Source organism: Janthinobacterium sp. CG3, from assembly GCF_000344615.1.
Taxonomy (GTDB): Bacteria; Pseudomonadota; Gammaproteobacteria; order Burkholderiales; family Burkholderiaceae_D; genus Janthinobacterium.
Window position 1 is genome coordinate 56,389 of the sequence record NZ_KB467825.1, and the last position, 12,203, is coordinate 68,591.

Annotated in this window: 12 protein-coding genes and 1 other RNA gene; 1 reads left to right on the forward strand and 12 read right to left on the reverse strand. The window is 67.4% G+C overall.

The window, feature by feature from the left end; genetic code table 11:
* Nucleotides 1-467 precede the first annotated feature (467 nt).
* Nucleotides 468-823: RNase P RNA component class A (rnpB, locus tag JANGC3_RS31050), an RNA gene on the reverse strand.
* A 214-nt stretch (nt 824-1,037) separates the two neighbouring features.
* Between rnpB and JANGC3_RS0124855 the strand changes: the two genes are divergently transcribed.
* Nucleotides 1,038-2,741, forward strand: a complete 1,704-nt coding sequence (locus JANGC3_RS0124855) for a thiamine pyrophosphate-binding protein (protein ID WP_017879204.1) — start codon at nt 1,038-1,040, stop codon at nt 2,739-2,741.
* A gap of 55 nt (nt 2,742-2,796) precedes the next feature.
* On the opposite strand, the gene JANGC3_RS0124860 is transcribed toward JANGC3_RS0124855, so the two are convergent.
* The 11 genes from JANGC3_RS0124860 to JANGC3_RS0124905 all read right to left on the reverse strand — a co-directional run bounded on the left by JANGC3_RS0124860 (nt 2,797) and on the right by JANGC3_RS0124905 (nt 12,196).
* Entirely contained in the window at nt 2,797-3,342 is a 546-nt protein-coding gene (locus JANGC3_RS0124860; RefSeq protein WP_035789054.1) for a hypothetical protein, read from the reverse strand.
* A 158-nt stretch (nt 3,343-3,500) separates the two neighbouring features.
* On the reverse strand, nt 3,501-4,571 hold the full coding sequence (locus JANGC3_RS0124865) for a porin (RefSeq protein ID WP_017879206.1): 1,071 nt from the start codon (nt 4,569-4,571) through the stop codon (nt 3,501-3,503).
* Nucleotides 4,568-4,861, reverse strand: coding sequence for a hypothetical protein (locus tag JANGC3_RS33005; protein ID WP_198292102.1), 294 nt, complete (start codon nt 4,859-4,861; stop codon nt 4,568-4,570). Before JANGC3_RS33005 ends, JANGC3_RS0124865 begins: the two co-directional genes overlap by 4 nt.
* 326 nt (nt 4,862-5,187) lie before the next feature.
* Nucleotides 5,188-5,631: a nuclear transport factor 2 family protein gene (locus tag JANGC3_RS0124870; protein WP_017879207.1), complete on the reverse strand. Its 444-nt coding sequence runs from the start codon at nt 5,629-5,631 to the stop codon at nt 5,188-5,190.
* The gene (locus tag JANGC3_RS0124875) at nt 5,628-6,395 is read right to left on the reverse strand and encodes an SDR family NAD(P)-dependent oxidoreductase (protein ID WP_017879208.1); all 768 of its coding nucleotides are present in this window, start codon (nt 6,393-6,395) and stop codon (nt 5,628-5,630) included. The genes JANGC3_RS0124870 and JANGC3_RS0124875 overlap by 4 nt, the downstream gene beginning before the upstream one ends.
* Nucleotides 6,392-6,994 (reverse strand): DUF3833 domain-containing protein, encoded by a 603-nt coding sequence (locus JANGC3_RS0124880; RefSeq protein WP_017879209.1) that lies wholly within the window; start codon nt 6,992-6,994, stop codon nt 6,392-6,394. Before JANGC3_RS0124880 ends, JANGC3_RS0124875 begins: the two co-directional genes overlap by 4 nt.
* 17 nt (nt 6,995-7,011) lie before the next feature.
* Nucleotides 7,012-8,268 (reverse strand): MFS transporter, encoded by a 1,257-nt coding sequence (locus JANGC3_RS0124885; RefSeq protein WP_017879210.1) that lies wholly within the window; start codon nt 8,266-8,268, stop codon nt 7,012-7,014.
* The gene (locus JANGC3_RS0124890; protein ID WP_017879211.1) at nt 8,265-8,852 is read right to left on the reverse strand and encodes a chalcone isomerase family protein; all 588 of its coding nucleotides are present in this window, start codon (nt 8,850-8,852) and stop codon (nt 8,265-8,267) included. The genes JANGC3_RS0124885 and JANGC3_RS0124890 overlap by 4 nt, the downstream gene beginning before the upstream one ends.
* Nucleotides 8,849-10,108: an SAM-dependent methyltransferase gene (locus JANGC3_RS0124895; RefSeq protein ID WP_020480972.1), complete on the reverse strand. Its 1,260-nt coding sequence runs from the start codon at nt 10,106-10,108 to the stop codon at nt 8,849-8,851. The genes JANGC3_RS0124890 and JANGC3_RS0124895 overlap by 4 nt, the downstream gene beginning before the upstream one ends.
* A complete protein-coding gene (locus JANGC3_RS0124900) occupies nt 10,105-10,914 on the reverse strand; it encodes a DUF1365 domain-containing protein (RefSeq protein ID WP_017879213.1) in 810 nt (269 codons plus the stop codon). The genes JANGC3_RS0124895 and JANGC3_RS0124900 overlap by 4 nt, the downstream gene beginning before the upstream one ends.
* Nucleotides 10,904-12,196, reverse strand: coding sequence for an NAD(P)/FAD-dependent oxidoreductase (locus tag JANGC3_RS0124905; protein ID WP_026133485.1), 1,293 nt, complete (start codon nt 12,194-12,196; stop codon nt 10,904-10,906). The genes JANGC3_RS0124900 and JANGC3_RS0124905 overlap by 11 nt, the downstream gene beginning before the upstream one ends.
* Between the last annotated feature and the right edge of the window lie 7 nt (nt 12,197-12,203).

Sequence of the window (12,203 nt, forward strand, 5' to 3'; positions counted from 1 at the left end):
ATATTAAAATTTATACATATAGTTGACTGGGGACAACAATGCGGTCGCGCCGCGGCAACGCCGGCCGGCACCGGAAAAGCGGGTCGGGGAAGAGTGGTTTTTGGATAGATTCGGCTATTTTACAGCTTTTCAGGACCGCCGGGAGCGCCCTCGCGGACGCGCGTCGAACCTTTTAACCGGGCAAGCCAAGCAGCCACCGCGAACTAGTTGTATATACAATTTAATGGAAAATATTTGTTTTGGCCGGAAAAAAAAGCCCCGGAAGCGAGGCCCCTGACACAGGAAAAGCTAACGGAATACGCCTTTTTGGCGCGATATTGGGCGCCGCTCGGCGCATCGCCAGCCGGCGCGGCGGCAGCCGCGGCCGCGGCGGGCGCCGACGGCAAAACACCGCTGCCTATATATGTATATATGCAGCGGTGTTCGGCGCCAGCCGGCGCGGCCGTGGTGGCGCCGGCGAAGAATTCAAGTGAAGCAGGCCGATAGGCCGGATTTTGTTACGGCGCGTTCCCTTGCGGTTCAGCGCTATGACAGCCATTCCTCTAGGCGCCGAATTACTCCGGCGCTCAAGCTTTCTACCCGCACGCTCCGCGAGCAGCATCATCGCGTGCCTATTTGAAATTGCACCAGGTGGAGGTTACCGCGTTTCACCGTAACTTAATACGCTCGTCTCTGTGGCCCTATTCCTCGCCTTATACCCGCCCGGCTTGCGCCTGACGGGCTTTCGGCGGACGGCCGTTAACCGTCACCCCGCTCTATGGAGTCCGGACCTTCCTCCCGTCGACGCATTACTGCGCCAACCAGCGACTGTCTGGCCTGCTTCAACCGCTATTGTACCCTACCGGACGACCCGCCGCCTTGCGCCGTCCGACAAGCCGCCGGACCATGGAATATTTAACCTTGATTGTGTTTTTTTAAACTGGTCAAAACTATAATTACGTGTCGCCATTTCAAAAGCCCGGCAAAATCGACTCGCTTAGAATGGCCTACTGGCGATCATCCGTTCGCCTTCGCGTTTACTTTTTAAAGAGTTGACCATGACGCAACAATCCCGTACCGGCGGCCAGATCCTGGTCGACGCCCTGAAGATCCATGGCGTCGACACCTGCTTTGGCGTACCCGGCGAAAGCTACCTTGATGTGCTCGACGCGCTGCACGACTCCGACATCCGTTTCATCGTCAACCGCCAGGAAGGCGGCGCGGCCTTTATGGCCGAGGCCCACGGCAAGTTGACCGGGCGTCCCGGCATCTGCTTCGTCACCCGCGGTCCGGGCGCCACCAACGCCTCGATCGGCGTGCACACCGCCTACCAGGACTCGACCCCGATGATCCTGTTCATCGGCCAGGTGGGCAACGACTTCATGGACCGCGAGGCCTTCCAGGAGATCGACTACCGGCGCATGTACGGCCAGATGGCCAAGTGGGTCACGCAGATCGACCGCGCCGAGCGCATTCCCGAGTATGTGGCGCGCGCCTTCCAGGTCGCCACCAGCGGGCGCCCCGGCCCGGTGGTGCTGGCGCTGCCGGAGGACATGCTCGTTTCGACCGCCAGCGTGGCCGACACGCGCCGCTACCAGCCGGTGCAGGCGGCGCCGGCGGACAGCCAGATCGCGCGCCTGCGCGCCATGCTGGCAGAGTCCAGGCGGCCGCTGCTGCTGCTGGGCGGCGCCACCTGGACCGGCGCCGCCTGCGCCGATCTGCAGCGCTTCGCCGAGGCCAACGCGCTGCCGGTGGCCTGCGCCTTCCGCTTCCAGGATTTGCTCGACAACGCCCACCCCAACTATATAGGCGACGTCGGCATCGGCATCAATCCGAAGCTGGCCGCGCGCGTGCGCGACGCCGACCTGATCCTGGCGCTCGGGCCGCGCCTGGGTGAAATGACCACCGGCGGCTACACGCTGATCGAAGCGCCGCTGCCGCGCCAGCGCCTGGTGCACGTGCACACCGACGCCGAGGAGCTGGGCAGCGTCTACCAGGCCGAGCTGATGATCAACAGCGGCATGCCGCAGTTGTGCGCGATGCTGGCGGCGATGCCGCCGGTCGACGCCGGCGCCTGGCGCGGCACGGTGGCCGAGGCCAAGGCCGAGTTGGCCGCCTACCAGCAGCGCCCGCCCATCTTCCAGGACGGCAAGGCGCCGCTCGACCTGTGGCAGGTGACCCAGGAAATCATGGCGCAGGCGCCGGCCGACACCATCGTCACCAACGGCGCCGGCAACTACGCGTCGTGGGCGCACCGCTTCTACCGCTACGGCGGCATGCGCACGCAACTGGCGCCGACCAACGGCGCGATGGGCTACGGCCTGCCGGCCGGCGTCGCCGCCAAGATCACCCAGCCCGAGCGCACCGTCATCACCTTCGCCGGCGACGGCGAGTTCATGATGAACGGCCAGGAGCTGGCCACCGCCGTGCAGTACCAGGCCGGCGTCGTCGTCATCGTCTTCAACAACCAGATGTTCGGCACCATCCGCATGCACCAGGAACGCGACTATCCCGGCCGGGTCTCCGGCACCGGGCTGCACAATCCGGATTTCGCGGCGCTGGCGCGGGCTTACGGCGCGTACGGCGAGGTGGTCAACACCACCGAGCAGTTCGGCCCGGCGCTGCGGCGCGCGCTGGCGCACGCCAAAGACCGGCGCCTGCCGGCGCTGATCGAGCTGCGCTACGACGGCAACCTGATCACGCCGAACGCCACGCTGGCGACGATCCGCCAGAACGCCGAGGCGGCGCGCGCGGCCAAGTAAGGCGCGCGGCGGCAATGCCGGGGGCGCCGCGCGGGCGCCGCTACTTATCTATACCTCAGCTGGCCGGCATTTCCACCGGTTCGGCCGGCGCCGGCAACGCCTGCTCGGGCGCGGCCTTGGTTGCCGGACAGGGCTTGCAGGGCTTTAGCTTCGCGCCGAAATCGCTGACCCGCGACAAACGCATCGGCATGCCGGCGTCGCCGTCGCAATAGGCGCCGTCCAGCAGCAGCGTGCGCCCGTCGCGGGAGAACTTGCCGCTGATCTTGCGCTCCTCCTGGTCGGCGGCGGCGACGGTGAACGCCAGCGCGCCGCCGGCGGCGTCGATGGCCACCTCGCTGGCCACCAGCGGCCAGCTCAGGCCGCCGGCGGTGAATTCATAGTAAACGGTATCGACCTCGGCGAAGCGGTGCACGCTGACGCGCTGGCCGCCGATGTCGCCGTTCGACTCCTGCAGGCACAGGTCCGAGTACACCATCACGCCGTAGCGCGGCACGCCCTGCTGGGCCGCCTTCGGCCTGGCCTTGGCCGCGGCAACGCCAACGGCGCTCAACAACAGCACGGCCGCGACAGTGCGGCGGCCGAATCGACGGGTATTTTTCATGGGAGCCTTCGGTTGGGTGGTGGCTGATTTTAACCCGCGCACACGACGCGGCGCAAAATGCAAAACGCGCCGCCGGACCGAAGCCCGACAGCGCGTTTTGTTGCGCCGGGTCCGCGAACGGACCCTGGGCGCTTATTCCAATGTCGCTTACGCGGGAATTAGAACGAGTGACGCATACCGATGTTGAACGCTTTGTCGCCGGTGCCGGCTTCAGTTGCGTTACCGACGGTGTAGCCAGCGTTGCGCTTGTTGTTGATCTTGGCGATCGACGTGTAAGCGCTGGTACGCTTGGACAAAGCGTACGAGTAGCCCAGCGCGAACTGCGTGGCGTCTGCGTTGACGGCGGTTTTGTCATCCTTGCGGATGTACGAAGCCATCACGGTGCCGGCCGGGCCAACTGGCACGGTGAAGCCAACCAAGGCTTGCTGGCTGTCGTCCGATGCGCGGCCGATGTTGTTCACGCCAACCAGTTCCTTGCGGCCGCCGAATGCGCTGTTAGCGCCTTCGTCTTTGCCGTAGGCGACGAACGCCTTAGCGACGGTGAAGTCGTAGTTCGCTGCAACCAGGATGTTGCGCGACAGCGTGGTGCTGGTGCGTGGGGCGGTTGCGGTCTGGTCGTTGTTGGTCAGGTTGTACACAACGCGTGCGTTCAACGGGCCGTTAGCGTAAGCAACAGCGGCGCCAACTTGACGGCCCGATTTGTTGCTGCCAGCTTGTTCGCCGACGCTGTAGTTGACTTCGCCGGTGAAACCGGCAACTGCTGGCGACACGTAGACGATCGAGTTCTGAGCGCGCTGCGAGGTTGGGAACAGGTTGGTGGCGGTGCCAGCGTAACCTGCGCCGAATGGATCAGCGACTTCGCTCAGTGCTTTGTAGTACGAAGTGTACTGGTTACCCAGGGTAACGGTGCCCAGGTTGGCGCTTTTCAGGCCAACGTATGCTTGACGACCGAACAGGCCGCCTTCGGTCGAGGTACCCTTGTCGACGTTGAAGCCGGCTTCCAGAGCGAAGATCGCTGCCAGGCCGCTGCCCAGATCTTCAGTACCGCGGAAACCCAGACGCGAAGCCGAGCTCACGCCGCTGGTGACTTTGGTGACCGAACCGGCGGCGGCGCCGCGCTCGTTGACGATACCTGCATCAACGGTACCGTAGATGGTGACGTTCGATTGAGCGAAAGCGACGTTGCTGGCGGCTGCCAGAACTGCCAGGGAGATGATCGATTTTTTCATTTTTGTTTCCTTTTATTATTAAAGCAAAATAAATACTGACCGTGCATCTTGTGCTGCGCTTCAAAAGCGCTTTTATGCGTGAGGGCAAGGTCTCCACCTGCCTTACTGCGGCCCCATCCACTCTCGGATGCAAGCTCACATTTGTCGCGGCGCGCGACGGCGCCAGCGTCACCAGATCTGTGCAAGACGAACCACGGCCGCACCAGATCGGCGCGATAGGCACCTGAGGCCGCACTATAAACGACCGATTGTGGTTCCATCAAGTCCAAAGATGTTACGAGTTGTAGCAAAGACTGTATCCGGTACCGCACGCATTGCTGGTGGCGCCCGCGACGGACAGACATCAGGTTCAATAACAAAGGCCAATCGCGTGATCAGTTTTTGCAATTGCGCCAGGGTGTAGGTGACTTCGCAAACGGGACGAAGCATACACTGCATGGAGATTTCTTGCAGAGACCGCTTTCAATTGAACGCGCAATGTGATTTCCCATAGGGAAAACGCGTTGCCGCAGTGTTCGAAAAATGGTCTATTGAGGATAGGATCCCTGGGCTAAGCCGTCGGTGGTGAATAAGCCGCCGGCGCCGCGAAACTTAAGCCAAACTTAAACCCGGAAATTTATCGCCTGGCGGCGTTTTTCAGCAGGCGCATGAAGCCGCCCAGCAGCGGCAATTTCTCGTACAGTTCCTCGGCGGCGTCCCAGTAATCGCGGTGCATCGACACCAGGCCGTCGGCGTCGAAACGGATGTGGGTGGCGCCGCGCACGCACTGCGGCGCGCTGACCAGGCGCTTCATGCGGAAGCGGAATTCCCAGGTCAGGAAGGCCTCGTCCGCGCGCCCGATTTGACTGACGACGCGAAAACCCGGCTCGTACACCTGCACGTACATGTGCTCGAATATATGCACGATGGCGGCGTGTCCGCGCACCTCGTTGAACGGGTCCTTGAAGCTGGCGTCGGGCGCGTAGATGGCGCGCACTTCGGGCACCGTCCGCAAACTCAGGTTCTCGTAAAAATGCACCAGGCGCGCCAGCTCGCCTTCGTAGTTGCGTTCCATGCTCATAGCCCCGTCACCTTGCGCACCAGCCAAAAATATAGACGATACGGCAGCAGCCGCGCCAAGCGCAAACTGTTGGTGAAACGCTTAGGAAAATGGATGTGGAACTGGCCGCGTTCGACCCCGCGCAGCAGCTCCCAGGCGGCCGCGTCGGCAGTCATCAGCGCCGGCATGTTGAAGTCGTTGGCGGCGGTCAGCGGCGTATCGACAAAGCCGGGATTGATCTGGTAGACGTCGATGCCGCGCGGCTGCAGGTCGAGGTACAGCGACTCGCTCAGGTTGATCAAAGCCGCCTTGGTCGGCCCGTACACCAGCGCCTTCGGCAGGCCGCCGTAACCGGCTACCGAGGCGACGATGCCAAGGCCGCCGGCGCCCTGTTTGAGCAGCACCGGCAGCACCGCGTCGAGGCAGTTGAAGACGCCGCGCAGGTTCAGGTCGATCAGCCGGTTGGCCGCCGCCAGGTCGAAACTGTCGGCGCGCATTTCGTTGTAGCCGCCGGCGAGCACCAGCACCAGGTCGATCCGCGGCCAGCATTCGCACAACTCGTCGCGCGCGCGCAGCACGCTGGCGTGGTCGGTGACGTCGAGCGCCAGCGCCAGCGCGCGCGCCCGGCCGCCGCACCCCGCCTCCAGCGGCGCCAGCGTGCGCGCCGACAGGGCCACGTGCGCGCCCTGCTCCAGCAGCAGGCTGGCGAGCGCCGCGCCGATGCCGCTGGAGGCGCCGATCAGCCACACGTGGCGGCCGTCCCAGTGGTCTATTTTGCGGTTCACGGCGGCGTCCCGACGGGCGCCGGCGGGCGCTTGTCGAACGACAGCGTGACCGCGCCCAGGCCGAAGCCGAACTTGCTCATGGCGGCCCGGTTCAGCATCACGCGTTCGTCGATGAGGAACATCCAGTCCTCGAAATCGACGTTGTAGACCTTGCCGTCGAGCGGCAGCGCCAGCACGTATTTCCAACGCAGCGCGTTGCCCGACACCACCCCGACGGCTTCGCCGACCACGTCCGGCGCGGTGCCGACGAAGCGCCCCGGCGCCGTTTTGCGCAGCGTCCAGACGCGCTTTTGCTTGCTGCCGTCGGCGTAGCTGAAGTCCTCGTCGAGGGTGCCGACGTCGCCCTCCCAGTGGCAGCGCATCACCACCGTGAAGCGCTTGACGAGCGTGCCGGAGCGGTCCTGGAACATGCCGTGCGCGTCGAGCGTGCCGTTGAAGTAGCGCTGCACGTCCAGCAGCGGCGCCTCGGCGGCGTAGTGTTCCGGCCCGACCGGCGTCGAGCAGGCCGTCAGCAGGAGCGCCAGCGCCGCCGTGTGCAGCGCGCCGGCGAGTTTTTTCAGCGTCGTGCCGGCCGGTTTGGTGGAAGTTTTCAGCGTCATGCAGGTCTCCGGTAAATTCAACAATCGCGCAACGGCGCGCGCCACAGCAGCGCCGCCGCCAGCAGTTTCAAGGCGCACGGCAGCAGCGCATAAGCCGCCGCCAAGGCCGTCGTCGGACCCTCCTGGCCGGGCCGGTAGCCGAGCCATTCGAGCAGCGGCAGGGCGATGCCGGCCGCCAGCGCCAGGTTCATTTGCACGCCCCAGTTCCACCAGCCGAAATAGGCCGCCTCGCGCCGCCCGCTGTGGCCGGCGCGGGCGATCACGCCGGCCAGCAGCGCCGGCGGCAGCGCCAGGTCGGCGCCCAGCGTCAGACCCGACAGCAGGCAGATGGCGCCGAAGCCGAGCGCGGCGCCGGCGCCCAGCGCGTAGGCCCAGACGAACACCAGCGCCGACAGCAGCATGCCGCCGACCCAGGCGCGGGCCTCGCCGAAACGCCGCGCCAGCGCCACCCACAGCGGCATCGAGGCCGCCGCCGCCGTGAAGTACAAGATCAGGAACAGGCCGGCGTGGCGCCCGAGGCGCAGCCGGTCTTCGGCGAAAAACAGGAACAGCGTGGCGGGAATCGCCGCCGCGACGCCGTTCACCAACAGCACCGCGAACAGCGCGCGAAACGCCGCGCCGCCGAACGGCGCCGCCAGCGCCGAGCGGCCCGGCGCGCTCGCCGTCGCCACGTGCGCCAGCGCCGGCGCGGGCGGGCGCGGCGCGCGCGCCAGCAGCAGCGCCCCGGCCAGCAGCAGGCAGGCGCCGAACGCCAGCGTCAGGCCGTCGTAGCCGAGCCAGGCGGCCAGGCCGGCCGCGGCGATGACGCCGAGCAGGCCGCAGCCCTCCCTGACGGCCGTCACGCGGCCGCGCTCGCCGGCCGCCTGCGTCAGCGCCGCGCCCCAGCTCTGGTGCGCGATGGTGGCCAGCCCGAGGCCCGCGTACACCAACAGCAGCGCCAGCAAAAACCAGCCGAGCGCGCCGGCACCGCCCAGCGCCGGCGGGTGGAACAGCGCGCCAAAGCCCAGCAGCAGCGGCGCCAGCGCCAGACCGACATAGCGCGCGTACGGGCGCCGCGCCCGTTCCATCCAGGCGCCCAGCGCCGGGTCGACGAAGGCCGCCAACACCCGCACGGCCAGCAGCGCCAATCCGATGGCGGCCAGGCTCAAGCCGCCGCGGCCGGCGTAGAACTGCGGCGCGTAGACGTACACCGGCAGCGCCACCATGGCCAGCGGCAGGCCGAACAGGCCGTAGTTGAGCAGCGCCGCCGGCGCCAGCGGCCGCGGCGCGCTCATCGGCGCGGCGCGGCGTCCAGCAGCAGCGCCTCGCGCAGCTCGCCGGCGCTGCTGGCGGGGTCTAGCCAGATCGCGAAGAAGGCCCGCGCGAAGGCCGCGTCGGGCACCTCCGCGAGCGCTTTGCCGTCGAGGTAGAAGCGGGCGCCGGCGCCCGGCAGGTAGGCGCCGCTGATGTGCGTGCCCTCTTGCACGTCGGGGAAGATGCGCTCCATGGTTTGCAGCCACGCCTGGCGCTGGGCCGCGCTGCCGGCGCCGATTTTGCGCATCTGCTCGACGCTGGCGGCGGCGATCCTGGCGCCGTCGAGCGCGCGCTGGTAGCGCAGGTCGAGCACGAACGGCGCCGCCTCGGGCGCGCCGCCGCGATACCCCTGCTCGCCGACCCACAACTGGGCGTGGTAGATTTTCAGGCCGAACCAGCTGTAGCCGCCCTGCCCGGCCAGCCGCGCCTGCGGCAGCGCGCGGGCGATGTGCGCGGCCGGCGCCGACTGCGCCGGCTGCGCGGAGACTGCCTCGGCGGCGACCGCCGACGCGCCCGGCGGCGCCGCCAGCAGCCACGCCAGTGCAGCCAGCGCGGCCGTTCTCATTGCTTCACCAGCGTGAACTGCATCACGTCGGTGTTGCCGGCGCAGAAGGCGGCCTCGCAATAAGCCAGGTAAAACTCCCAGGTCAGCACGAAGCGGCCGTCAAAACCCTGCTGTTCCAGCGCGGCGCGCCGGGCGCAGAAGCCGGCGCGCCACTGGCGCAGCGTCTCGGCGTAGTCGGGGCCGAAGCGGAACTCGTCTTCCACGCGCAGGCCGTGCTCGGCGGCGCAGCGGCGGAACTCGGACGGCGACGGTAGCATCCCGCCGGGGAAGATGTATTGCTGGATGAAGTCGGTGCCCTTGCTGTAGCGCTCGAACAATTCGTCGGCGATGACGATGGTCTGGATGCAGGCGCGCCCGCCGGCCTTCAGGTTGCGCGCGACGCAGGCGAAATAGCTCGGCCAGTAGCGCTGGCCGACCGCCTCGAACATCTCGATCGAGGCGACGGCGTCGTACTCGCCGGCGCTGTCGCGGTAGTCGCACAGTTTCAGGTCGGCGCGCCCGGCCAGGCCGGCGTCGGCCAGGCGCGCCTGCGCGTAGGCCAGCTGCTCGGTCGACAGCGTCAGGCCGGTGACGTGGGCGCCGTGCTCGCGCGCGGCGGTCTCGGCGAAGCCGCCCCAGCCGCAGCCGATTTCCAGTACGCGCGCGTCCGGCGCCAGTTGCAACTGGCGCGCGATGCGGCGGTACTTGGCCATCTGCGCGCGTTCCAGGTCGAGGTCCGGGACAGCGCCGGCGGCGCGCTCGAACAGCGCGCTCGAGTACGTCATCGACGGGTCCAGCCAGAGCCGGTAGAAGGCGTTGCCGATGTCGTAATGGGCGTGGATGTTCTTCTTGCTGCCGGCGCGGGAATTGCGGTTCAGCAGATGCTTGACGCGGTACAGCAGGCTGCCCCACCAACTGCCGTAGACCAGCGCCTCGATCCCGGCGCGGTTGCGCGCCAGCAGCTCGATCAGGCCCGCCAGGTTGTCGCTGCGCCAGTCGCCGGCGATGAAGGTTTCGGCGAAACCGATGTCGCCGGAGCGCAGCGCGGCGCCGCACAGGTTCCAGTTTTTTAGTTCCAGCGTGACCGGGAACGAGCCGTCGCCGTACAACTGGCAGGCGCCGTCGGGGGTTTTCAGCAGCAGCGCGCCGTGCTTGAGCGCGCCCAGCATTTTCAAGATCAGGCGGCTCGCGGCCGGCATTGCGCGGCCGTCGAACTTGACGTGGGCGTCGGCGGCGGCCAAGCCGGTGGCCAGGGTGGGCAGGGAGTCGGAGCTCATCGGGATACCTTGTGTGCGGGTGGGGCGGGTTTCGGAAAAAACGGCACGCGCCGCAGCCACAGCCGCAGCGCCTGCCAATGGATCTTGGCGACGACGCCAAAGCTCATCAGCGGATAGGCCAGGAAGGCGCCGGCCACGGCCAGGTCGCCGCTGCCGCAGTCGCGCCCGGACAGGCTGGTTTGCAGCAGCGCCCCGTTGTCGTCGTCGTAGTCGACGCAGGCCAGGTGCCGTTCGCATGGCGCGCCGTGGCGCGGCCGCGGCGCGCGCATGAAGCGGAAGCGGTAGCCGCCCTGCACCTGGCAAAACGGCGAGACGTGGAAGATTTTGCGGGCGCTCAGTTCGGCGCCGTAGGGGATCGCCGCGCCGGTTTCAAGCAGGTATAGGTGGCGTTCGCCGAAGGTGTTGCGCACGTCGCACAGCACGGCGCGCAGGGCGCCGTCGGCGCGGTGGCAAAACCAGAAGCTGATCGGGTTGAAGACGTAGCCGAGCACGCGCGGCATGGTTTGCAGCCAGATTTCGCCGTCGGCGTCGGCCACGCCCTCGCCGCGCAGCAGCGCGTCGATCCAGGCCAGCAGCGGCTGGGCGCCGTCGCCGTGGTCGCGGTCGCGAAACGACAGCAGATTGAAGCGGTTGCGCGACAGCAGGCGCGCGCCGAAGCCGGCCTCGCCCATGCTGCGCAGCGGCAGGCGCAGGTAGTAGATGCCGTAGCTGAAAAAATGCGCGCGCGGGCGCAGGCGCTTGTGGCGCACCTGGCCGACGCACAACTGCGGCGCGTTGGCGCCGGCCGGGGCGGGTTCAGGCCGCATAGTCGAGCGCCGCCGTCCGCGCCAGCGCCATCGCCACCGCCAGGCCGGACTTCAGGCCGTCCTCGTGGAAGCCGTAGCCGGTCCAGGCGCCGGCGAACCAGGTGTGCTGGCGGCCCTGGAACGTGGCCAGGCGGGCCTGGGCGGCCACCGCCGCAGCGTCGAACACCGGGTGCGAATAGGCGAACTCGCCATGCACCTGGGCCGGGTCGGGCTCGTCGAGCGGATTGAGCGAGACGATCACCGGGCGGCACCGCGGCAGCGGTTGTAGCAGGTTGATCAGGTAATGCACGCACACCTGCGGCGTGGCGCCGGCGCGGCCCTGGTAGTTCCAGGCCGACCAGGCCTTGCGGCTGGCCGGCAGGCAGCCGGTGTCGGTGTGCAGCACGGCGCGGTTGGGCTGGTAGCGGATCGCCTCCAGCACCGCGCGCTCGTCGTCGCGCACGTCGCCCAGCAGCGCCAGCGACTGGTCGCTGTGGCAGGCCATCACCACGTGGTCGAAATGCTCGGTGCCGGCGGCGCTGCGCAGCGCCACCGAGCGGGCGCCGTCGCCGCCGAGCCGGCGCACCGACAGCACCGGGCTGGCCAGGCGCCGGTCGGGAATGCCGGCCAGCAGCTTCTCGACGTAGACGCGCGAACCGCCGCGCACGGTGCGCCACTGCGGCCGGTCGCTGACCTGCAGCAGGCCGTGGTTGTGGCAAAAGCGGATGAAGGTCGACAGCGGGAACGCCAGCATCTGTTCGGCCGGGCACGACCAGATGCAGGCGGCCATCGGCAACAGATACCAGTGGCGGAAGGTGGCGCCGTAACCGTTGGCGTCGAGGAAGGCGCCGAGCGGGACGTCGGGCGCGGCGCCGGCCAGCGCCAGCGCGCCGGCCTGGCGGTTGAAGCGCAGGATGTCGCGCAACATGCGCAAAAATCGCGGGCGCAGCAGGTTGCTCCTTTGCGCGAACACCGTGTCGAGGCTGCCGCCGGCCCATTCCAGCACGCGCGCCCCGGCGCCGGGGCCGACCGGCATCTTGACCGAGAACGACATGTGGCTGTCGACCGCCTCGACGTCGAGCTGCTCGAACAGCTTGACCAGGTTCGGATAGGTGGCGTGGTTGAACACCAGGAAGCCGGTGTCGACCGCGTGGGTGACGCCGTCGAGGCGCAGGTCGACCGTATGGCTGTGCCCGCCAAAATACGCGCCCGCCTCGAACAGCGTGACCTCCTGCCCCGCCTGCACCAAACGATGGGCACACGATAAACCTGAAATTCCGGCACCAACGACTGCTATTTTCATTATATCC

Bases quoted from the DNA above. Each gene is read 5' to 3' on its own strand.
- JANGC3_RS0124860 (WP_035789054.1), bottom strand. From the start codon at position 3,342: ATGAAAAATACCCGTCGATTCGGCCGCCGCACTGTCGCGGCCGTGCTG.
- JANGC3_RS0124870 (WP_017879207.1), bottom strand. From the start codon at position 5,631: ATGAGCATGGAACGCAACTACGAAGGCGAGCTGGCGCGCCTGGTGCAT.
- JANGC3_RS0124885 (WP_017879210.1), bottom strand. From the start codon at position 8,268: ATGAGCGCGCCGCGGCCGCTGGCGCCGGCGGCGCTGCTCAACTACGGC.
- JANGC3_RS0124865 (WP_017879206.1), bottom strand. From the start codon at position 4,571: ATGAAAAAATCGATCATCTCCCTGGCAGTTCTGGCAGCCGCCAGCAAC.
- JANGC3_RS0124895 (WP_020480972.1), bottom strand. From the start codon at position 10,108: ATGAGCTCCGACTCCCTGCCCACCCTGGCCACCGGCTTGGCCGCCGCC.
- JANGC3_RS0124890 (WP_017879211.1), bottom strand. From the start codon at position 8,852: ATGAGAACGGCCGCGCTGGCTGCACTGGCGTGGCTGCTGGCGGCGCCG.
- JANGC3_RS0124905 (WP_026133485.1), bottom strand. From the start codon at position 12,196: ATGAAAATAGCAGTCGTTGGTGCCGGAATTTCAGGTTTATCGTGTGCC.
- JANGC3_RS0124880 (WP_017879209.1), bottom strand. From the start codon at position 6,994: ATGACGCTGAAAACTTCCACCAAACCGGCCGGCACGACGCTGAAAAAA.
- JANGC3_RS0124855 (WP_017879204.1), top strand. From the start codon at position 1,038: ATGACGCAACAATCCCGTACCGGCGGCCAGATCCTGGTCGACGCCCTG.
- JANGC3_RS0124900 (WP_017879213.1), bottom strand. From the start codon at position 10,914: ATGCGGCCTGAACCCGCCCCGGCCGGCGCCAACGCGCCGCAGTTGTGC.